14 protein-coding genes and 1 pseudogene are annotated in these 22,175 nt (G+C 68.0%); 7 read left to right on the top strand and 8 right to left on the bottom strand.

The features are described from left to right. Positions 1-43: 43 nt before the first annotated feature. From MYF83_RS28845 to MYF83_RS28830, 4 genes and pseudogenes are all read right to left on the bottom strand, one after another. Complete coding sequence (locus MYF83_RS28845) at positions 44-1,822, bottom strand: family 43 glycosylhydrolase (RefSeq protein ID WP_248963876.1); 1,779 nt, start codon at positions 1,820-1,822, stop codon at positions 44-46. Between the two features lie 381 nt (positions 1,823-2,203). After that, the gene (locus tag MYF83_RS28840; RefSeq protein WP_248963886.1) at positions 2,204-2,569 is read right to left on the bottom strand and encodes an RICIN domain-containing protein; all 366 of its coding nucleotides are present in this window, start codon (positions 2,567-2,569) and stop codon (positions 2,204-2,206) included. Positions 2,570-2,686: 117 nt separating this feature from the next. After that, positions 2,687-3,596: pseudogene (locus MYF83_RS28835) on the bottom strand (glycoside hydrolase family 10 protein); the annotation flags it as partial. 236 nt (positions 3,597-3,832) lie between these two features. Next, positions 3,833-6,217, bottom strand: coding sequence for a ricin-type beta-trefoil lectin domain protein (locus MYF83_RS28830; RefSeq protein WP_248963875.1), 2,385 nt, complete (start codon positions 6,215-6,217; stop codon positions 3,833-3,835). Between the two features lie 1,090 nt (positions 6,218-7,307). On the opposite strand from MYF83_RS28830, the gene MYF83_RS28825 reads away from it, so the two are divergent. Both MYF83_RS28825 and MYF83_RS28820 read left to right on the top strand, forming a co-directional pair. Continuing rightward, the gene (locus MYF83_RS28825; protein ID WP_248963874.1) at positions 7,308-9,308 is read left to right on the top strand and encodes a lectin; all 2,001 of its coding nucleotides are present in this window, start codon (positions 7,308-7,310) and stop codon (positions 9,306-9,308) included. Between the two features lie 109 nt (positions 9,309-9,417). Continuing rightward, positions 9,418-11,016 carry a lectin gene (locus tag MYF83_RS28820; RefSeq protein ID WP_248963873.1) on the top strand — a complete coding sequence of 533 codons (1,599 nt, stop codon included), beginning with the start codon at positions 9,418-9,420 and terminating at the stop codon, positions 11,014-11,016. A gap of 197 nt (positions 11,017-11,213) precedes the next feature. Here the strand turns inward: MYF83_RS28820 and MYF83_RS28815 are convergent, their stop codons facing one another. Continuing rightward, the gene (locus tag MYF83_RS28815) at positions 11,214-12,512 is read right to left on the bottom strand and encodes an extracellular catalytic domain type 1 short-chain-length polyhydroxyalkanoate depolymerase (RefSeq protein WP_248963872.1); all 1,299 of its coding nucleotides are present in this window, start codon (positions 12,510-12,512) and stop codon (positions 11,214-11,216) included. Positions 12,513-12,772: 260 nt separating this feature from the next. On the opposite strand from MYF83_RS28815, the gene MYF83_RS28810 reads away from it, so the two are divergent. Beyond that, the gene (locus tag MYF83_RS28810; RefSeq protein WP_248963871.1) at positions 12,773-13,243 is read left to right on the top strand and encodes a MarR family winged helix-turn-helix transcriptional regulator; all 471 of its coding nucleotides are present in this window, start codon (positions 12,773-12,775) and stop codon (positions 13,241-13,243) included. A 355-nt stretch (positions 13,244-13,598) separates the two neighbouring features. On the opposite strand, the gene MYF83_RS28805 is transcribed toward MYF83_RS28810, so the two are convergent. Beyond that, on the bottom strand, positions 13,599-14,627 hold the full coding sequence (locus MYF83_RS28805; protein ID WP_248963870.1) for a LacI family DNA-binding transcriptional regulator: 1,029 nt from the start codon (positions 14,625-14,627) through the stop codon (positions 13,599-13,601). Between the two features lie 200 nt (positions 14,628-14,827). On the opposite strand from MYF83_RS28805, the gene MYF83_RS28800 reads away from it, so the two are divergent. The 4 genes from MYF83_RS28800 to MYF83_RS28785 are packed head-to-tail and all read left to right on the top strand — an operon-like array spanning position 14,828 to position 19,638. Further along, positions 14,828-16,078: a sugar ABC transporter substrate-binding protein gene (locus MYF83_RS28800; protein ID WP_248963869.1), complete on the top strand. Its 1,251-nt coding sequence runs from the start codon at positions 14,828-14,830 to the stop codon at positions 16,076-16,078. A gap of 19 nt (positions 16,079-16,097) precedes the next feature. Further along, positions 16,098-17,063 (top strand): carbohydrate ABC transporter permease, encoded by a 966-nt coding sequence (locus tag MYF83_RS28795; RefSeq protein WP_248963868.1) that lies wholly within the window; start codon positions 16,098-16,100, stop codon positions 17,061-17,063. Continuing rightward, positions 17,060-17,878: a carbohydrate ABC transporter permease gene (locus MYF83_RS28790; protein WP_248963867.1), complete on the top strand. Its 819-nt coding sequence runs from the start codon at positions 17,060-17,062 to the stop codon at positions 17,876-17,878. The genes MYF83_RS28795 and MYF83_RS28790 overlap by 4 nt, the downstream gene beginning before the upstream one ends. Before the next feature lie 32 nt (positions 17,879-17,910). After that, complete coding sequence (locus tag MYF83_RS28785) at positions 17,911-19,638, top strand: amylo-alpha-1,6-glucosidase (protein WP_248963866.1); 1,728 nt, start codon at positions 17,911-17,913, stop codon at positions 19,636-19,638. Positions 19,639-19,718: 80 nt separating this feature from the next. Here the strand turns inward: MYF83_RS28785 and MYF83_RS28780 are convergent, their stop codons facing one another. Together MYF83_RS28780 and MYF83_RS28775 are read right to left on the bottom strand one after the other, a co-directional pair. After that, on the bottom strand, positions 19,719-19,907 hold the full coding sequence (locus MYF83_RS28780; RefSeq protein WP_248963865.1) for an arabinofuranosidase catalytic domain-containing protein: 189 nt from the start codon (positions 19,905-19,907) through the stop codon (positions 19,719-19,721). Between the two features lie 175 nt (positions 19,908-20,082). Further along, a complete protein-coding gene (locus MYF83_RS28775; protein WP_248963864.1) occupies positions 20,083-21,966 on the bottom strand; it encodes an RICIN domain-containing protein in 1,884 nt (627 codons plus the stop codon). Positions 21,967-22,175 lie beyond the last annotated feature (209 nt).

Genomic DNA, 22,175 nt, shown 5'->3' with positions numbered 1-22,175 from the left:
GTGATCGTGATGGAGCGGCGCGTGCGCGACGGTCTGCGTGGGACTACTGGAACGAGGCGTCATCGATGGAGAAGCCGTCGGTGCCCGCCGCCGTCTCGACGTAGAAGGTGGCGCCGGTCAGCGTCCCGCTCCACGACACGGTCGCCGTGCCGGTGAGCTGGGTCCAGCCGCCGGAGTTGACCGTCGTCGCCGGCGTCAGCTGGAGGTAGTTCGTCGTGCCGTTGGCCGTGACCGCCAGGGTCGCCTTCGCGCTCGGCGTACCGCTCTGCGACCGCACCCAGACGCTCGTCGTGTAGCTCTTGCCGTTGGTGAGCTTGGCGGTCACATCCTGGGTGGTGCCGTTCCACGACGCCGTGCGCCCGGTGATGGACAGCGCCCGCGCGCCGCCGTGCACGGCGCTGGTGTCTGACGACAGGGTTCCGCCGGACGCGCCCCAGCCCGTCGTGCCGCTCTCCATGTCGCCGTTGGTCAGCAGGTTCCCACCGGTACCTGTGCCCCCGTTGAACTGCCACCAGTTCACGTTGAACAGGGTGCCGCTCCCGCCGGTGTACTTGAAGTACAGGTCATGGGTTCCCGTCGCGCCGTTCACCGGGCAGGTGACCGTCGTCCACGTCTGCCAGCCTCCGGTGCCCGGGACCGTGCACGTCCCCACCAACGCGCCGTTGACGCCGTCCAGGTGGAGCTCGATCCGGCCGCCGCTGGTCGCCGAGGCCACCCGCGCGTTGAAGGACGTCGCGTCCGAACCGAAGGCGACGCCCTTGACCTTGACGTAGTCTCCGTTCTCGATCCACCCGACGTTCATGCCGCCCTCGCTGGAGGGTTCGGTCTCGACGCCGGACTCCCAGGCGACCGTCTCGGCCTCCTGGCGGACGTAGGGATTCAGGGTGCCCACCTGCGGCGCCCCGGTCGTGGTCATGTTGATCGTCGGGATGGTGCCGTCGGCGTTGTAGTTGAACTTCTCCACCGCGACCGAACGGGTGTAGCCACCACCGCCCGGCAGAGCGCCGTTGTGGTAGAAGAAGTAGGAGCCGCCGTTGAAGTCGATGACGCCGGGGTGGTTGGTGAAGCTGCTGCCCTGGGTGGGCATGACCGTGCCGCGGTAGGTCCACGGGCCGGTGGGGCCGGTGGCGGTGGAGTAGCCGATGAACTCAGAGCAGCACTTGGCGGCGAACACGTTGTAGTACAGGCCGCCCCGCTTGTAGACCCAGGGCCCCTCCTCGAACAGGGTCGGACGGTTGGCGTCCCCGGTACGGGTGCCGAACCCCGCGGTGGTCAGCGGGATCTGCGTCACGCTGCCGGAGTAGGAGATCATGTCGGTGTTCAGCTTCACGTACGACAGATGCGGATTGCCCCAATACAGATAGGCCTGCCCGTTGTCGTCGATGAACACCGTGGGATCGATCTCGCCGTTCTCCACCAGCGGATGGCCGATGGCGTCGGTGAACGGCCCGGTGGGACTGGTGGAGACCGCCACCCCGATGGCCATCCGCCCGGTCGACCGGTTGGTCGTCGGGACATACCAGTAGAACTTACCGTTCCGGTAAATGGCCTGGCCCGCCCACGCGTCCGACTTCGCCCAGCTGAAAGTGGCGACGCTGAGCGGAGAACCGTGATCGGTCCAGTTCACCATGTCCGCCGACGACCACACCCGCCAATCCTTCATCGTAAAGTACGTCGAACCGTCCTCGTCGTGCCCCGTGTAGAGGTACACCCGGCCGTTGTAGACCAGCGGAGCAGGGTCGGCGGTATAGATGGTCTGGATGATCGGATTGTCCGCCCGGGCCGTGCCCGGGATCATCGTCACAGCGCAGAGCAGTGCCATGACCAAAAGCACACCGCGCCTGGATATGACATCGAGCCGGAGGGGAGATGCGACTTTCATGATCACCTTCAGAATTGGGGCGGGCACATGTGCGACCGCCGTCTGGAGAGGGGTTCGCCGGTCTCGGGGATCCTGACGGAACCGATTCCTGCCACTGCCTGAGAAGAACGGGGACACCATTCACCGCTCGACTGTGAGCATTAACATGCTGTCGAAACGGCCTCCATCTGTGTCACTGAAGGATGTCGGGACTTCTCGCCGTGACTGCGGATGAAGGCCGCATCGTTCTTCTCCTCGGTAGTGCACCGGCGTCGGCCGCCGCCGGACTCGGGAACCTTTGCCAGGGGCGGTCGTGCGTCCCGGACGTAAGGCTGCGGTGTGTCAGGTGCGGGTCCAGCGTTGGTTGGTGCCGCCGCTGCAGGACCAGATCTGGAGCTTGGTGCCGTTGGCGGTGGTGTTGTTGGGTATGTCCAGGCACTTGTTCGCGCCGACCGCGGTGATGCTGCCGTCGGAGTTGAAGCGCCATTGCTGGTTGTTCTGGCCGTTGCAGTCCCAGATGATGACGCTGCTCCCGTCGGCGGTGCCGCGGTTGTTGACGTCCAGGCACTTGCCGCCGTAGACGCGCAGCTCGCCGGAGCTGGTCGGCGTCCATTGCTGGTTGGCCTGCCCGTTGCAGTCCCAGATCTGCGCCTGCGCGCCGTTGGCCTGCGAGGCGCCGGAGACGTCAAGACACCTGCCGGACGACACACTCTTGATCGCCCCGCCGCCGGAAGGTGGTGGGGTGGAGGTGCCGCCGTTCAGCGCGGTGAGGACGGCATCGTAGGCGGGTTTCTTGTTGTAGTTGCCGTCGAACAACAGTGGGGTGTCGCCACTGCGCCACGAGTACTTGTCGGTGATCCCCCAGACCGTGATGCCGGTGCAGCGGGCGACGGCCATGCAGACCTGGGTGACGCGGCGGTAGGCGTCGGCCTGGGTCGAACCGCCGCCGCCCACGTCAAGCTCGGTGATCTGGACGTCCACCCCCAGGGCGGCGAACTGGGCGATGTTCTGCTGGTAGTTGGCCGGCGGGTTTCCGAAGTGGGACTGCAGGCCGACGCAGTCGATCGGCACGCCCCGGGCCTTGAAGTCGCGGACCATGTTGTAGACGCCGCGGGTCTTGTTGGCGTCGGCGTCATCGATGTTGTAGTCGTTGTAGCAGAGCTTGGCGCCCGGGTCGGCGGCGCGTGCGGCGCGGAAGGCCTCTTCGATGAAGCCGTTGCCGAGTTTCGGTGAAGACCGAGCTGCGCAGGCTGCCGACCGCGCCGCCGTCGGCGAAGGCCTCGTTGACCACGTCCCAGGCGTAGATCTTGCCCTTGTAGTGGCCCATCACGCCGTTGATGTGGTTGGTCATCGCAGTGCGCAGGTCGCCGGCCGACAGGTTGCCCACCCAGCCGGGCAACTGCGCGTGCCACACCAGAGTGTGCCCGCGAACCCTCATGCCCTTGCTCTGGGCGTGGTTGGCGATCTGGTCGCCCGGTCCGAAGTTGAACGACCCGCGGGAGGGTTCAGTGGTGTCCCACTTCATCTCGTTCTCGGGGGTCACCGAGTTGAACTCCCGGTCCCACGTCGCCACGTACGTCGAATCGCCGAGATGGCCCGCCGCCACCGCGGCGCCGAAGTAGCGGCCGCTCTGTGCGGCCGCCGCGCCCAGGGTGCCCGCGGCGGCACCGGCGGAGGTGGGGACCGCCAGTGCCGTGGTCACGCCCAGGACACCGAGAGCGCCGGCGACCACCATCCGGCGGATGCCGCCGCCTGGTCGCCGGGCTTGGTCTGGGGGTACGGCGTTTTCGCGCATGACTAAGCCTTTTCTGCCGAAGCTGATGAGATCTGAGGAGTAAGGGAGAAGGCGCAGCTCCGCTGAACCCCACCTCCACGCGGCACGAGGAAGAGGGGATTCGTACGAAGATCAGTTGTTACCGCTCACGAAGCGAACTGGGCGCAGCTATGGCAGCGCGATTCGTCGGCGCGGTGTCAGGTGCGGGTCCACTTCTGGTTGGCGCCGCCGGTGCAGGTCCACAGCTCTACGAGCGTGCCGTTGGCGGTCGCCTCGCCGGTGACGTCCAGGCACAGGCCCGACTGCACGCCGGTGACCGTGCCGTCGGCGTTGAGGTTCCACTGCTGGTTGGCGCCACCGCCGCAGTCCCAGATGATGACCCTGGTGCCGGGAGCCGTGCCGCTGCCCTCGGCGTCCAGGCACTTGTTGCCGTACACCTGGAGCTGCTTGCCCGCGGTCAGGTTCCACTGCTGGTTGGCGCCGCCGTTGCAGTCCCAGATCGCCACCTGTGTGCCGTTGGCCTGTGACTGTGCGGGGACGTCCAGGCAGCGGCCTGACGCCGCGCTTCGCAGCACGTTGGACGGGCCGCCGCCCGGGCCGGGCGTGATGGACAGGTTGTCGAACTGCGCCGTCTCGGTCGCGCCGGTGCCGATGCCGACCTGGCCGGCGCCCCACATCGCGTCGGTGACCGTGCCCACCGTCGCGCCGTCGATCTTGGCAGTGATCGTGGAACCCGAGAAGCCCAGGGACAGCGTGTGCCAGCGGTTGGTGCCGAGCGCGGCCGCGGTGCCGCTGCGCAGTGTCGTGACGACGTTGGCGGCGGTGTTGCGCTGGATCGACCAGGCGCCGGCGTCGGTGACCTGCAAGTAGTAGGCGTTCTGCCCGGCCGGGCCGTAGTGCTGCGTGCCCCCGCGCCCGATGAGCTTGACGTAGCCCGCCTGCTCCAGCAGGACGTCGGAGGAGACGGTGTAATTGCTCCAGTTCACGTCGCCGAGCAGCGCGTACGGATCGTAGTCCCCGTCCCATGTGATCGGCATGCGCGGCGACATCTGGCGCACGCACCTGCCCGCACGGCCCGCACCGCAGGCGGTCACCTCGAAGGCCCCCTGCTGGTCCATCAGGTACTTGGCCTCCTTGCCGACCGCGTACCCGTCGTAGTCGTCCGAGTACGGGAGCGCCATCGACCCGGGCGCCGGGCTCGTGGCGGTGCCCTTGCCCTGGCCCGTCGTGGTCGTGACGGTGTATACGCGGCCGGGCTGGACGGTCAGCGAGTACGCGCCGCCCGAGGGTGTGATGTCACTTCCGCGTACCATGTGGTCGGCGGGATTGGCGGAGTTGAGGTCGGTGGACCACACGTGCACGGCCCCGGTGGGCAGACCGCCGGTGACGGTGAAGTTCAGGGTCTGGGCCGCGCTCGCGTCCACGGTCTCGATGATCGTGCTGTAGCCGGAGTTGTCGGGGGACTTCAGCGAGACATAGCTGCCGTTGGTGCGGACGCCGCCGATGTAACCGCTGGAGGAGTCCAGGTACCGCCAACCCGGCGCGGTGAACTGGGTGGTCTGCGCCATCGTCCAGGCGTTCTTGCCCACTGCGTAGTACCCCGACCACGGCTGGGGCGCGATGGCGACGCCCATCGTCGGCCACGGGATGTTCGGGGTGATGGCGGCGACGATCGGCCAGTTGAGGTAGGCGGTCATCTTGCCGTCGATGTAGTCGCGGTTGATGCCGCGCGCGAGGGCCTTGGCGCCGTCGTTGTAGTCGTCGGATCCGTTCTCGCTGGCCCACAGCTGCTTGCCGGAGTTGACCGCGTTGGTGGAACTGGGGCAGTTGGTCTGCGCGCTGCGATAGCCGCACACGTAGTGCGATCCGAAGATGTCCACGGCGTTGCGGAAAGCCGCGTTGTTCACCGCGTCGTCGGCCGCCCCCCAACTGGTGTCGTCGGCCACGATCTTGACGTTGCCGAAGCCGTTGGCGTCCAGGGCGGTGTTCAGGTTGATGTACCAGTTGAGGTCACGGCCCCGCTCGTTCCAGCCGCCGAGATAGTCGATGGTCAGCCCGTGGCTGTTCTTCGCGCACTTCAGCCAGTCGACCAAATAGTTGATCATGTCCTGTGACCAGAAGTTGCGGTTGCCGATCCAGCCCGGCGCGCCCCACGCGAGGCCGGCCAGCTTGACGTTCGGGTTGCGCGCCTTGGCCTGCTCCATCAGCCACCACTCGTAGCCCCGCCCGCAGTCCAGGTCGGCGGCGGTGTGCCGGTGGCTCGGCTCGGCGCCGCTGGTCGAGTTGGTGTCGCCGCCGATCTCCACCTTCAGGATCTGCACGGCCGCGCCGTAGCCGGGCTTGAACATGTAGTCCAGGATCTGCCCGCGCTGGGGCTCGGGGTAGTCGACGAGCAGACGGCTGTTGCCGCCGCCGCCGCTGATGGCGCCCACGCCGTCGAGCGTACGGCCGCCGGAGCCGCCGTTGATCGTGATCGCGACGGCGGCCTGCGCTGACGAGACACCGATCAGGGAGATCGCGGCCGTCAGCAGCGCGACCACAAGAGTCGAGGCGAACGCCTTGGTCCTTCTTCGCCGGCTCATGAAGCGGACTCCTTTCGATGCGGGTAGGTGATGGTCGACTGGCCTTTCACGCATGACGTGCCCCGGACCGGCGTCCAGATCAATGTGGTGGGACGGCTCCGTGGGGGAGGACGGCTCGGATCGCTCGCTTCGGAGAAGCGCAGGGCGAGGGGCGGCCGGCTGAAGGTGGCCGAGCTTGATCTGGGGGTATGGCGTTTTCGCCCATACCTGAGCCTCCAGTGCTGGGATTGATGCGAGACATGGGGGAGACCCGCGCGGTCCACGACGGGATCGTCGCCGACCCGTATCGCAGCCGGGGGCTCCTGCCGCTCACCACCGACCCCGGCAGGAGGAAGCCGCCTTGGGGACTCAGTGTGGAAACCACCACGAAACATGTCAAGACTGTCGACGAATCGGTTCGACGAGATTATCCGGGCTCCCGGCAGGCCTGTGCACTCGTGTGACTCGGTTCCGCACGTCGTCGGGCGAGTACACCGCCCGTCACGCCCCGCCACGAACGTATGAACGTTTCACACCTCGCCCCCTCGCGGAAGTGCGACCGCGGTCTGTTAGGGCTGATGACGCCCCATCGGCGGGTCGAAAGGCCATGGCGGACAAGAGACGGAGCCTTGACGGAGTCTGTCGCGTCGTATTTGCTCCGCCATACCACCACCTCAGCCGGTCCGAGTGAGAAAGGCGCCAGATTCGCCCTAAATTTGTTAGCGCTAACAATTAGGTGTCGCAGCCCAACGGGCCGAGCTCGCCGGGCGCCCACGACCACGAGTGAACAAGTGCCTGGACGTGCCCGGCAACGCCACCGCCAACGGTGCCAAGCCGGCCATCTGATCCTGCGACGGCGGCACAGACCAACGCTGGGCCCGCACCTGACACGCGACACATCTATGCCCGGGGACCGGCGGCCGCCTCCGGCGAAAGCCACGTCGTCCCATCAAGGTCCGCTCGTGCCGAATCCGTGCGGTCGCGCGGGCACGACCGCTTTCGCCAGTGTCTACTCCACCTCCAGGAGAAGAACATGCATTATTCCCCCCTTCGCCCGTCCGGCCGCTCGGACCGCCGGCGACGCTCACCGGTGGCTGTCGCAGCGTGCTTGGTGGCCGCGTTCGCGACGTTGCTCGCGACCGCGCTCACTTGGTCCGTGCCGGCCTCGGCGGCGGCGACGCCGCTGGTCGGTGCCGCTTCCGGACGCTGTTTGGACGTCAAGGGCAACGTTGACACGCTGGGTACCGCACTGGATATCTGGGACTGCAACGGTCTGGCCAACCAGGCGTTCGAGTTCACCTCCGCGGGCGAATTGCGGACGTTGAATGGCACGCGATGCGTCGACGCGTACAACAATCAGACCTCGCCCGGCACGCAGGTGATCATCTGGTCCTGTAACGGACAGGCCAACCAGAAGTGGCGGCAGAACTCCGACGGATCCATCGCCGGCTCGCAGTCGGGCCTGTGCCTGGATGTGAACCAAGCAGGCACCGCCAACGGCACCGCCGTCATCCTGTGGACCTGCAACGGGCAGGCCAACCAGAAGTGGAGCGGCACGACCGGCGGCCCGAGCCCGTCGCCGAGTCCCACCGGTGGACCATGGCCACCGTCGTCGCAGTTCTCCAATCCGGTGTTGTGGCAGGATCTGGCGGATCTGGACATCTTCCGGGTCGGAGATACGTACTACTACTCGGCTTCGACGATGCATTATTCGCCCGGGGCCCCGATCCTGCGTTCCTATGATCTGGTCAATTGGGAGTTCGCTGGTCACTCGGTGCCGAAGCTTGATTTCGGCTCTAAATATGACCTGAACGGTGGGCGTGGGTATGTGCGGGGGATCTGGGCGTCGTTCTTGAACTATCGCAAGAGCAACAAGACGTTCTACTGGGGCGGTTGTATCGACTTCGCCAAGACCTATATCTACACCGCCACCGCGGTGGACGGGCAATGGAGCAGGCACACCACGATCGACAACTGCTACTACGACGCCGGGCTGCTCGTCGACGACGACGACAAGATGTACGTCGCCTATGGCAACACCAATATCAGCGTGGCCGAGCTGTCGGCCGACGGACGCAGCCAGGTGCGCACCCAGCAGGTGTTCAGCACGCCGTCCAACATCGGCACCCTTGAGGGGTCACGCTTCTATAAGATCAACGGAAACTACTACATCTTCCTCACCCGCCCGGCCAACGGCCAGTACGTGCTGAAGTCGACCAGCGGCCCCTTCGGCCCCTACACCCTGCGCCAGGTGCTGCTCGACCTGCCCGGCCCGATCTCGGGAGGCGGAGTGCCGCACCAGGGCGGGCTGGTGCAGACCCAGAGCGGCGCCTGGTACTACATGGCCTTCGTCGACTCCTATCCCGGCGGCCGGGTTCCGGCGCTGGCCCCGGTCACCTGGACTTCAGACGGTTGGCCCGTCCTGCAGACCGTCAACGGGGCCTGGGGCACGTCGTACCCCTACCCCAACGTGCCCCGCCCGCCGCGCCAGGTGAAACCCCCCACCGGAGCCGACACCTTCGCCGGCACCACCCTCGGCCCGGAATGGGAATGGAACCACAATCCCGACACCACCAAATACTCGGTGAACAACGGCCTGCGCCTGCAGACCGCCACTGTCACGAACGATTTGTACTCCGCCCGCAACACGCTGACCCACCGCATCCAGGGACCCCGCTCCACCGCGACCATCAGCCTGGACTACACCGCCATGAACGATGGCGACCGGGCGGGGCTGGCCATGCTGCGCGACTCCTCGGCGTGGATCGGGGTCAAACGCGACGGCACCCTGACCAGAGTGGCCATGGTCAACAACCTCACCATGGACGGCAACTGGAACACCACCGGCACCGGAACCGAAGCGGCGAGCGCCCCTGTCTCCGGTGGCCGGATATGGCTGCGCGTCAACGCCGACATCCGTCCCGGCACCGGCCGGCAGGCCCGTTTCTCCTACAGCACTGACGGAGTCAACTTCACCGGCCTGGGCCCCGCATTCACTCTCAACAATGCCTGGCAGTTCTTCATGGGCTACCGCTACGCCATCCTCAACCACGCCACCAAAGCACTCGGAGGTGCCGTGACCATCAACCGATTCGACATGACCGTCCCCTGACCCGCCACCGGACCGCGTCCTACGAGCGAGGCAGAAGCACGCAGCATCACACGACATCATCCGCTCGATTGTCCGGATATCTCTCCGACCCCCCACGTAGAGGAATCAGATGCGAAGAGTTCTTGGATTGACACTGGCGGCGGTACTGGCCGCCGCGTCCATGGTCGCGATAGGCGGTGAGACGTCGCCGGTCGCCGCTCTGGACAACGGTCTGGCCCGCACTCCTCAGATGGGGTGGAACGACTGGAACAGCTTCGGCTGCAACGTCAATGACGGCCTGATCCGGCAGACCGCGGACGCCATGGTCTCCAGTGGCATGGCGGCGGCGGGGTACACCTACGTCAACATCGACGACTGCTGGTCCACCAGGAGCCGCAACGCCAACGGGGACCTGGTGCCGGACCCGCAGAAGTTCCCCAACGGCATCAAGGCCATGGCCGACTACGTCCATGGCAAAGGGCTGAAGCTCGGCATCTACTCCTCGGCCGGAACCACCACCTGTGCGGGCTACCCCGCCAGCCTGGGCAACGAGCGGCGGGACGCGGCCCTGTGGGCGTCCTGGGGGATCGACTATCTCAAGTACGACAACTGCGGCGACCACCAGGGCATGAACGGGCAGCAGCGGTACACGGCCATGCGGGACGCCCTGGCCGCCACTGGGCGTCCGATCGTGTACAGCTTGTGCAACTGGGGGCAGGAGAGCGTGTGGACCTGGGGGATGCCGGTGGGCAACTCCTGGCGCACGACGGGTGACATCGCGGCGAACTGGGGCTCGATCACCGGCATCCTGGACCAGCAGGTCGGGTTGGAGGCGTACTCGGGGCCGGGGGGCTGGAACGACCCCGACATGCTGGAAGTCGGCGTCGGCTCGCTGACGGGGACCGAGGGCCGGGCGCACTTCAGCCTGTGGTCGCTGCTGAACGCACCGCTCGTCGCCGGGAACGACATCCGCACGATGAGCGCCGACACCCGCACTATCCTCACCAACACCGAGGTCATCGCGGTGAACCAGAACTGGGGCGGCAGGCAGGGCCACAAGATCAGCGACGACGGGAACCTGGAGGTGTGGCGCAAGCCGATGTCCAACGGCTCGGTCGCGGTCGTGCTGCTCAACCGGGGTACCGCGACCTCGACGGTCTCCACCACCGCCTCCGCCCTGGGCCTGGGGTCGGCGTCCTTCTACTCGGTGCGCGACCTGTGGGCGCACACGACGTCCTCCTCGTCCGGGACGATCAGCGCGTCGGTGCCCGGGCACGGGGCGGCCATGTACGTCGTGAGCGGAGGGGGCACCCCCAGTCCCACCCCGACGCCCACTCCTCCCGGTACGGGGGCGATCAGAGGTGTGGGCTCGGGTAAGTGCCTGGATGTCACCGGCGCCTCGCAGGCCAACGGTACGCAGGCGCAGATCTGGGACTGCAATGGGCAGGCCAACCAGCAGTGGGCGCCGACCGGCTCCGGGGAGCTGCGCGTCTACGGCGGTAAGTGCCTGGATGTGTACAACCGGGGCACCGCCGACGGCACGAACGTGATCATCTGGGACTGCAACGGGCAGTCCAACCAGCAGTGGCGGTTCAACGCCGACGGCACCATCACCGCCGTCGGCGCGAACAAGTGCCTGGACGTGCCCGACAACGCCACCGCCAACGGCACCAAGCTCGTCATCTGGTCCTGTAACGGCGGGACCAACCAACGCTGGACCCGCAGCTGAGACACCCATGACCACCTTCGCCGGGGGCGGCCGTCCGCCCCCGGCGAAGGCCATCACCTGGGTCGGCGTCGCGACGCGGCCTCAGCGGATCCACGCAGCGGGAGCCGCGATGGCGCGAGCCCTGGCCGTTAGGTGAGCTCGCGTCACCGCGACGCGGCGGCACTGTCGGCAGCCGTCACTGAAGGCCGTTTCCGCCGTTACGTGATGGCGCAGATGGTGCCGTTGAGGGTGAACTGGCTGGGCGCCGTGTTGGTACCGCTGTAGCCGGCCTGGAAGCCGAAGCTGGTGCCGGCTCCGGGGGCGATAGTGCCGTTGTAGCTCACGTTGCGTGCGGTGACCTGCGCTCCCGACTGGGTCACGGTGGCGTTCCAAGCGTTGCCGACCTGCTGGTTGCCCGGCCAGGTCCACGTCACGGTCCAGCCGTTGATGGCGGTCGCACCGCGGTTGGTGATCGTGACGTCGGCGGTGAATCCGTTGTTCCAGGTGTTAGCGGTGTAGATGACCCTGCACGGAGCACCCGTCGGGGTGACGGTGGGGGTTGGAGAGGGGGAGACGGTCGGGCCCGGGGACGGCGAGGCGCCGGTGAGGCCGAAGAACTGGATGGCGACCGCGGCCATGCCACTCGCGGGCAGGCTGTGGCCGGCGCCCTGGATGCTGTACGCCTCGACCTTCACAGACCCGGACGCGTCGGCGTAACGGCGCAGGTTCCAGCCGGCCTGCGGGGTGGTGGTACTGGTCGGCGTCTGGCTCAGGCCGTGCACGTTCGTCCACTGCTTGACCTCCTCCTCCAGCTCGGAGTAGGCGACGACGGTGTCGTTGGTGCCGTGCCACAGCTGCATCCGCGGCCACGGCCCCCGGTAGCTCGGGTTCGCGTTGCGCACCAAGTCGCCCCACTGCTGCGCGGTCTTGCCGACGCACGGGGCGGAGTTGCCGCCCGGCTGGTAGGCGGCCTCGTTGGGGAAGCAGGTGAACGGCACGCCCATGAACGCCGCGCCCGCCTTGAACACCTCCGGATACAGGGCGAGCATGGCGTTGGTCATCATGGCGCCCGAGGAACTGCCCGTCGCGAACACCCGGTTCGGGTCCCCGTGGTACTGCTGCTCGGTGTAGGTGACCATGGACATGAGCGACACCGGGTCGGTCTGGCCGCCGCGCATCTTCGAGGCGTCGGACCAGTTGTCGAAACAGTTGGCCTTCTTCGACGCCGACGGGAAGATCGCGACGAAGCCGTACCGGTCGGCCAGCGACGGGAACTCGCTGGAGGAGGAGAAGCTCGGCCCCGAGCCGCCGCACGGGTGCATGGCGAGCACGATCGGCGGGTTCGGCTGCACGTTGTTCGGCACGTACACGTACATGCGAAGGTTGCCGGGGTTGGCGCCGAAGTTCGTCACCTCGGTCAGGGTGGCCGCGGCGGCGTGATGCGGGGACACCAGCGCGACGGCGGCGTACAGCAGCGCTGCGCAGGCACTGGCAAGTAAGGCGGTCAATCGTTTCATCCGCTCTCCTCTGCTGGGTGTGCGGGCTTCTCCTCTGCTCGATGGCACGGGGCCGCGGCGCCGAGGAATGCCGGAGGGTCGGGCTCGGCGGTTGCAAAGTAGGCGTAGTCAGGATCGGTGGTCAAGGTGACGCCTGTAGCGGACACGCCGACCAGGCCCTGGGGCGGCGCCTTTGGGCTGGTTATCAAGCTACTTGTTATCAAGTGCCTTGATTTCGGTCGCGAAACTTACATTCAGTGGCCGCACGGTATGGTCTTTCGGTGACCGCCCGCCGTCCTCCCCGGAAGTCTGAACCGGCCGCGCCCGCACCGCGCCTGAGCTACCTGGTGTTCCGGCTGGAGCGTCGCATCCGGGCCCGCCTGGACGAGGCGCTCGCCCAGCACGGCGTCACCACCCCCGCCTACATGGTGCTCAGCGAGCTGCGGATGCGCGACGGGTTGTCATCGGCGGAACTCGCCCGCATCGCCTTCGTCACGCCGCAGGCGATGCACCTCGTCATACGCGACCTGGAGCAGCGTGAGCTGATCCGTCGCGATCCGCACCCGGACGGCGGCCGGGTGTTGTGCGCCCGACTCACCCGCGAGGGCCTGTCCCTGTTGAAGCACTGCGATCGCTCGCTCGACGCCATCGAGACGGCAATGCTCGCCGAGGTCGACGACGCGACGGGCAAGACGCTGGTGGAGGGGCTGACGATGTGTGCCCGAGCGCTGCGTCCCGACGCGGACGCGTGAACCCTTCACCCGGTCGGCCGGGTCAGGTGGCAGCCGGGAACGGACGCGTGGGTGCACCGCTGTAGCGGTGCACCCCCGAGGTGCCGCCCCCTAATGGCTCACGCTGAAGTCGCTGAAGCTGAAGTGACCTGTGACGCCGGAGGCGTGCGAGGTGGCGATCAGCGCCGCGTTCTGGGTTCCGGCGATGCCGGGCGGGGTGACGGTCGGCCCGACCTTGGTCCAGTCGGCGTCCGGTCGTCCCTCCAGGCGTGCGGGCGGAGCGGCAGGCGCTTGCGGGGTGGAGGGGGATGGAGTGACGGCTCGGCGAGGTCGTGACGGAGAGTCACGCGGCTGTGCCGCCGCCCCTCCGCGGTCGTCAGGAGGGCGAGGAGTTGCGGGGCCGCGCGGGTGCGGTGGTCCCGCGGAGGGAGATGGGCGGGGCGAGGAGGAGATCGCGGTGCGGGGTGGCGGGATCGGCGATGCGCTCGATGAGCAGCTCGACGGCGTGCGCGCCGAGCTCGTCGGCGGGCACGTCGGCGGCGGTGAGCGGAGGGTGCAGATTCTCGGCCAGGTGCCGTGCGGCTACCCCGGCGATGGAGAAGTCCCGCGGCACGGCCAGTCCCGCGTGCTCGATCGCGCGGTACAGGCCTGGCGTGGCGGCCTCGTTGACGGTGGCGATGGCGGTCAGTCCAGGATGCTCCTCCAGCAGCCGCTCGACGCAGGACACTCCGGATTGGGCGTCGTCGGCGCAGCATGTCTGCACGCCTTCCAGGCCGCGTTCGGCGATCGCGCGCGTGAAGCCGGCCTGGGCCCGGTGGCCGGGGCCGTACCCGGCGGCCACCAGTTCGGCGGAGCGGTTGACCAGGGCGATGCGGTGGTGGCCCAGATCGGCCAGGTGGTGAACGCATTTGTAGATCAGGATGTCGCTGTCGATGTCGACCCAGGTCATGTCCTCTGGGTGACGGGTGCGGCCAATCGTGACGAACGGCAGTCCGGTCTGCCGCAGGCGGGTGACGCGGTCGTCCTCCAGCCGGATCTCCATCAGGATGACACCGTCCACGCGCCTGCCGCCGATCACGCGCTCGAAGGAACGGTCGTGCTCGCCGCCCGAGGGTGACAGCAGGACGTCCAGGTCGGCGCGGCCGGCGGCGTCGACGACGCTGGCGACGAAGCCGAGCTGCACGTCGGTCAGGCGCCGGCTGGCTGGGGGGATGACCAGGGCGATGGTGCGGGTCCTGCCCTCCTTGAGCGCCTTGGCGGTCGCGTTGGGACGGTAGCCGAGCTCGTCGATGACCGCCTGGATGCGCTGCCGGGTCTCCTGCGACACCGGACGCTTGCCGCTCAAGGCGTACGAGACGGTGCTGCGGGACACGCCCGACCGCCTGGCGATCTCCCCGATGTTCACCCGGTGCTCCTCACGTGGTCGAACCGATACGCACCATCGTAGTTCGGTCGTTCGTGGGGAAGAGCCGGCCTGCGCGGTTTTCGTTGGTCCCATTGACGTGCGCGACACCCGGGCCTATGTTGGTCGAACCGATTCGACAAGGGATCGTGAAACAGCCGCGTAACGTATCGGCGGAGGTCAGGATGATGAGATCAGCGGCAATGAGCCGGCGTGCGGCCGGCCTCAGTCTGGCAGCCGTGGCGGCCGCAGGTGGCCTGGTCGCGTGCTCCTCATCGTCCGGCGGCAGCGGAGCCCCGGCGAGCGAGAGCCAGGCCGCCGCCGGCGGGAACTACACCATCTGGGATCCCTATCCCCAGCACGACAAGAGCTCCGAGTGGGTCAAGCTGCTGGAGACCTGCGGCACCCAGGCGGGTGTCACCGTCGAGCGCGCCGCCTACGACACCAGCGACCTGACGAACAAGGCGCTGCTGGCCGCGCAGCAGGGCAACGCGCCGGACGTGCTCATCGTCGACAACCCGGTGGTGTCCACGCTGGCGGAGGCCGGAGTCCTGACGACGACCGAGGAGAACAAGCTCGACACCTCGGCCATCGCGCCGAACCTGCTGGCCGCGGGGCAGAGCCAGGGCAGGACCTACGGCGTTCCCATCGGCGCCAACACCCTGGCCCTCTACTACAACAAGGAAGTGCTCAAGAAGAGCGGGGTGGACATCGCCTCGGTCAAGGACTGGGCGTCGTTGACCGGCGCACTGGAGAAGGTCAAGGCGTCGGGCAAGAAGGGCATCACGTTCTCCGCGATCGGCACCGAGGAGGGCAGCTTCCAGTTCCTGCCCTGGTTCTGGGGGTCCGGCGCCCAGCTCACCAAGCTGGACTCCCCGGAGGGGGTTTCGGCGGTGGCGCTGTGGACCGACTGGCTGAAGAAGGGGTACGCCCCCAACTCGGTCATCAACAACACCCAGACCACCAGCTGGCAGGAGTTCGCCGGTGGAGAGTACGCCTTCGCCGAGAACGGCACATGGCAGCTGGCCAATGCCGAGAAGGTCGGCTTCGACTACGGCATCATCCCGATCCCCGGCAAGAACGGCGGAACGGCGCCGGCGCCGACGGGCGGCGAGTTCGTCGGCATCCCGGTGCAGAAGGACACCGCCCGCTACGCGACCTCCCAGAAGCTGGTCGCCTGCCTGACCAACACCGGCAACTCGCTCACCACGACGACCACCCTGTCCTACGTCGCGCCCACCGAGGAGGTGCAAACCAAGCAGGTGGCCCAGAACCCGGGTCTGAAGGTGTGGGTGGAGGCGGTCAAGGCCGCCAAGGGGCGGACCAGCGACGACCTCGGCACCAAGTATCCGAGGATCTCCGAGCCGATGTGGGGCGCGGTGCAGGCGGCGCTGAGCGGGTCGAAGAGCCCGCAAGAGGCGATGACGGGCGCGCAGGCCGCGGCGGCGCAGTAGGCATCCGGACGACGCGAGCATGAATCGAGTGACACAGGCGCCGGCCCCCGCCGCCGACCGGCCCGCACCGGCGGCGGGCGGAGGCCGGCGGGCGGCATCGCGCCCCCGGTCCGGCCAGTGGGCGGCATGGGCCTTCCTGGCGCCGGTGGTCGTCTACCTGCTGGTGTTCTACGCCTACCCGTTGTACCGCAACGTCGAGCTGAGCCTGCGGCACTACACGGTGCGCTCCTTCGTCCAGGGGGACGCGCCCTTCACCGGGTTCGCAAACTACGCCGAGGTCCTCGGCGACGCGACATTCGGGCCCGCCCTGTGGCACACGGCGGTGTTCACGCTGGTTTCGCTGGCCTTCCAGTTCACCATCGGGCTCGCCCTGGCCATGTTCTTCCTCAAGAACTTCCGGTTGTCGGCCGTCCTGCGGGCGCTGTTCCTGGTGCCGTGGCTGCTGCCGCTGATCGTGTCGTCGTCCACCTGGTCGTGGATGTTCAACAGCGACTCCGGGGTCGTCAACGCCGTGCTCGGCGCGTTCGGCGCCGAACCGGTCCACTGGCTGACCTCGCCCGACTGGTCGCTGTGGTCGGTCACCATCGCCAACATCTGGATCGGCGTTCCGTTCAATCTGGTGGTGCTGTACTCGGGTCTCCAGGCCATCGACCCGGCCATACACGAGGCGGCCGCGCTGGACGGGGCGGCCGGCTGGCAGCGGTTCTGGAAGGTGACCTTCCCCCTGCTGCGCCCGGTGTCGGCGGTCACGCTGCTGCTGGGGCTGGTCTACACGCTGAAGGTGTTCGACATCATCTGGATCATGACCAGGGGCGGGCCGAGCGGTTCCTCCACCACCTTCGCCACCTGGTCCTACCGACTGGGGTTCGGCAACCTGCTGCCGGCGTTCGGCCCCGGGGCGGCGGTCGGCAACCTGCTGATCGTGATGGCCCTGTTCTTCGGGCTCGTCTACATCCGTGTGCAGCGAAAGCAGAGCCTCTCATGACGGACGCGCGCAGGTGGGGGAAGACCGCGATCGGGCTGGTGCTGACCGGCGTGATGCTGTTCCCCGTCTACTGGATGATCAACGTGTCCTTCACGCGAGAGCAGGACATGCGCAAGAGCCCGCCTTCCTGGTTCCCCGTCAAGGGCACCCTGGAGGGCTATCGGGCCGCCCTCGACCAGCAGTTGCCCTACCTGGGGATCAGCCTGGTCGTGGGCCTGGGCACGGTGGCGCTGACCCTGCTGGTCGCGACACCCGCCGCCTACTCGCTGGCGAAGCTGCGCCCACGCGGCGGCGGGACGCTGAGCTTCGTCCTGCTGATCGCGCAGATGATCCCGGGGATCATCATGGCGATGGGGTTCTACGCCATCTTCCTCAACGTCGGCATGCTCAACACGGTCACGGGACTGATCGTGGCCGACTCCACACTGGCCGCGCCGTTCGCGGTGCTGATCCTCACCACGTTCATGTCCGGCATCCCTGAGGAGCTCATGCAGGCGGCACGGGTGGACGGCGCCGGAACCGTGCGGACCTTCTGGTCGATCATCGTGCCGGTCAGCCGCAACTCCATCATCACGGTGTCGCTGTTCGCGTTCCTGTGGGCCTGGTCGGACTTCGTCTTCGCGAGCACGTTGGACCAAGGCGGCGCGTTCCAGCCGATCACGCTCGGCATCTACCACTACATCGGCAACAACAACCAGCAGTGGAACGCCATCATGGCCACCGCCGTGATCGCCTCCATACCCACGGCCGTCCTGCTCGTCATCGCGCAGCGCTACGTCGCCGCGGGTGTCACCGCGGGCGCGGTGAAGAGCTGACCGGCCTCCTCTTCCAGAAGGGCTCTCACTTCATGACCGTCGCCGCCGGGCCGGTGTTCTCCCCGCAGGAGATCCCGTTCAGCTTCCGCGGATCCTGGTTCGGCTTCTCCGCGGTGATCGCCGAGAAGACCTACGCGCAGGACGTCCATCTGGTGTCGCACCAGACGGGCATGCATCCGATCCTGCGGCTGATCCCGACCGTGAAGGGCGCCCGCGCAGAGACGGCCGTCACCGCCGCGCCGCACCGGCTCACCTGGACCTGCGACGCCGGACGGATCGACGTCGCCTACGAGAGCCCGGACACGGTGCGGGTGCGCGGCCTTGGCCTCGGGCTGCGCCTGCTGGCGGCCGACGCGGTCCTGACGCCGTTCAGCGGCCCGTACTTCTACCAGGATCCCGGCGACGGCTCATGGGTCTTCACCGTCTACCAGACCGGCCGCCGCTACCGCGTCACGCTTCTCGAGGGACGCGTCGCCGAATACCTCGGCGCGCAGGTTCTGGGCACGGCCGTGCGCGGCGTCGTGATGCCCGGCGACGACGAACCGTGGGAGATCGCCATCGAGGAGTACGAGGCCGCCCGCGCCCCCTACACGCGGGGGAACGGCTTCGAGCAGGTGGTCTCGGCCGCGCAGGCCGAGTTCGAGGCTTTCCGCGACGCCGTGGGGCCCTGGCGCAGTGATCGGACCCCGGCCGCGGAGCTTGCCGCCTACGTCCTGTGGTCGGCCACCGTGCGTCCGGCGGGGTTCCTCAGCCGCCCGGCGGTGCTGATGTCCAAGCACTGGATGGACAAGGTGTGGAGCTGGGACCACTGCTTCAACGCCATCGCCCTCGCGGACGGCCTGCCGGACCTGGCGTGGGACCAGTTTCACATAGTGTTCGACCACCAGGACGCCGCCGGCGCGCTGCCCGACTCCGTCACGCACTCCGAGATCCTCTACAACTTCGTCAAGCCGCCCATCCACGGTTGGGCCCTGCGGCATCTGGATCCGTCGCACGAACACGAACCGGCCGAGGTCTATCGCCGGCTGGAGCGGTGGACGTCCTTCTGGCTGACCCACCGGCGTGTCCCTGGTCACGAGCTCGCCCACTACCAGCATGGCAACGACAGCGGCTGGGACAATGCCACCACCTTCGATTCCGAGCGCGTCGTCGAGACCGCCGACCTGGCCGCCTTTCTCATCCTCCAGATGCGCGAGCTCGCCCGTCTGGCCGCCGGGCTCGCCTGGCCCGCGGACTCGGCTCACTGGTCGCGGGCGGCCGACCGTATGCGCGACGCGCTGCTCGCCGAGCTGTGGAGCGTCGACCGGTTCGTCGCCCGGAGCGCGCATTCGAGACGCACGTGGTCCAGCTCCAGCCTGCTCGACCTGATGCCGATCGTGCTGGGGGAGGAACTGCCCGAAGCGGTCCGCGCGTCGCTGGCGAGCGGCATCGAGACGCACCTGACGGCGTTCGGGCTCGCCACGGAGCTGACGACCTCCCCGCACTACCAGGACGACGGCTACTGGCGCGGGCCCATCTGGGCGCCCTCCACCGTCCTGATCGAGGACGGGCTTCGCCGCGCCGGATACGCGGAGCTGGCCGACGAGATCAGCGCGCGCTTCCGCACCCTGTGCGAGAAGTCGGGGTTCGCGGAGAACTTCGACGCCCGCAGCGGCGCGGGCCTCCGCGACCGCGCCTATACCTGGACGGCCAGCGCGTATCTCATCCTCGCCGCCGCCCACGAGCGCCGGGAGGGAAGGGTGACGGTGCCTTCCTCCTGAGATGGGCGCGGTCTCCGGAAAATCGAATCGATTCGTAAGGAACGGGCCCGGCGGTGAGAAGGATCTCGCCGCCGGGCCTTTCACGGCCGTCGTCGCCGCCGCACAGGCCGGCGCGGGTACAGCGGGCCGTTGTAGGTGCCGTACAGCGCTCGGGTGGTGCTGTGCGCCGCCACACACGGCGTGCCGCCCGCGGCGTAGATGTCACACGGCAGTGACGCCGCGGCCTGGGCGGCACCGCCGCCGACCAGGCAGGCGGCGGTGGCGATCAACGCGCTCGCACCGGCCGCGAGCGCCCTTCTCAGGCTTGCGAGGGGCTTGATTCCTCCTTCCGTCGGACCGCGTCTCCGGATGTGCGGGGTCGTCTTGTGCATCCAGCCGCGGCCCGTCCAAGAACAGGACTCCGTGCGGGCCCTAGTGATCCTCGTGGGTCACCGGGTCACCGGGTCAGCTCCTGGTCCATTTCTGGCTGCTCGTGCCGGTGCAGGACCACAGCTGCACCTTGGTTCCGTTCCCGGTCCCGAAGTTGCTCGCCTCGACGCACAGGCCGGACTGCACACCGGTGATGGTGCCGTCGCCGTTGACGTTCCACTGCTGGTTGGTCTGGCCGTTGCAGTCCCAGATGATCACCTGGGTGCCGTTGGTGGTGCCCTGCCCGTTGGCGTCCAGGCACTTGTTGCCGTATACCTGCAGTTGCTTGGAGGAGGTCAGGGTCCACTGCTGGTTGTTGCCGGTGCCGCAGTCCCAGAGCTGGAGCTGGGTGCCGTTGGTGGTGGTCGCGTTCGGGACGTCCAGGCACCGGCCGGCGTTGACGTTGCGGAACACCGACGTCGACCCGTTGCCGGGGTCGGAGGACGGGGGCAGCAGCGTGATGGTGTAGGAGTCGTCGATGGCGGTGTGCGGCAGGTTGACCGTCGTGCCGTTGCTGGACAGGGTCACCACGGAGTTCTGGACGGTGACCGGGCCCGTGACGGCGCCGCCGCCGTTGTAGGGGATGCGCTCGGCGAGGACTCTCACCTGGTTGTTCTGGACGATGCCGCTCGTGGTGTCCAGGCGCCGCAGGTTGACGGCGATGTTGCCGGTCGTGGTGCCGCCGCCGACGAGGATCTTGGCCGTGCCGGCTGCCTTGGTGGCGAAGGCGTCGTAGTTGGCGCTGGGGGTGACGGAGGCGATCTGGCCGGTCTGCGAGCCGTAGAAGCGATAGGCCCACCATTCGCCCTTCGGCTGGTACTGGCCGGAGGAGTTGCGGATGAGCAGGTTGCCGAGGTCGTTGTGCAGGTTTCCTCCGCCCGCCCAGTTGGCGCGCAGGCCGTCGGCGCCGGCCCTTTCCAGGCGTGCGATGTACCAGGATCCGTCGGCGGGGTTCTGCTCGTTGGACGCCCCGTACTCGTTGATCTGGTACGGGCGCGCGTGCGGGATGCCGCGGGAGTTCAACGTGGTGTCGGCCGCCGCCACGTTGGCCACCGGGTCGCCGGGAAGGGAGTGCCAGCTGATGATGTCGGGCACCACGTTGTTGGCCTTGACGTAGTCCAGGTACTGGTTCCAGAACGCGTGGGTGGTGGAGGGCACGCACGCGCAGCTCGGCCCGACGATGAGCTGCGACGGGAACGCGGCCCTGATGCGCTGGTAGGCGCGCTTCCACATCTCGAGGTACTGGGACTGGGGGCGGTTCCAGAACAGCGTGATGTTGGGCTCGTTCCACAGGTCCCACTGCACCGGGGCGCCCGTCGCCCGCACGTCGTTGATCAGGCGGGTGAGGAAGTTGTCGTAGTCGGTCCAGTCGCCGTTGTCGCCGGGGAAGCGCGAGATCGGGTAGCCGTCGGCGCCCCACAGGTCGTGGACGAGCAGGACGAACTCCCCACCCAGCGACCGGGTGCGGAGGAGTTGGGCGCGGGTGGCGTTCCACCGGCGGTCGTACTTGCCCGACACCCAGCCGCCCGGGCTGTCGAGCTGTGCCCCACCGGCCCGCATGTACCGGAACTTCACGTCGGTGAAGAAGTGGTCCGGCGGGCCCGACGCGTCCTCGGTCATGCCGTAGATCCAACCGGAGGCCCGGTAGGTCGGAGAGCCGCCGCCGGCGGAGAAGTCGACGGTGATGGACTGGTCCGCGGCCTGGGCCGGCGTGGCGGCCGTCACGATGGGTCCGGCGACCAGCGCGGCGACGGCGAGGAAGGCGGCGATCCCGCGGCGGCTTCCGCGCCGCCTGCCGGGAGTGGCGTCGGCATGTGACTCCTCGGCCACGGGGGGGTGGGACGAGTGGACGGGAGGCGCCGGTAGCGGTGGTGTGGCACGCCACAGGCGGGCTCGGCGGACGATGTCGCCGACGTTCATCTCGGACTCCTTCACTAGGGGGTGCTGTGCGCCCATGTGAGCGGCTCGGCTCCATGAGCGGGAGGCGTTTCATCCCAGGATGTCCTGCGTCGAATCGATTCGAACGCAGCCTAGGTCTCGGCCACAAGTGATGTCAATGGCGTGTCATGGACGTGAAGGCGCGGTTGCCCGGGCGTGTTTCTCCGCGCCCCCGCGGCCGGGGCGCCGGG

It is taken from the genome of Sphaerisporangium perillae (assembly GCF_023276435.1).
In the GTDB taxonomy this organism is placed as follows: Bacteria; Actinomycetota; Actinomycetes; order Streptosporangiales; family Streptosporangiaceae; genus Sphaerisporangium; species Sphaerisporangium perillae.
This window is presented reverse-complemented; position numbering and strand designations above follow the sequence as displayed.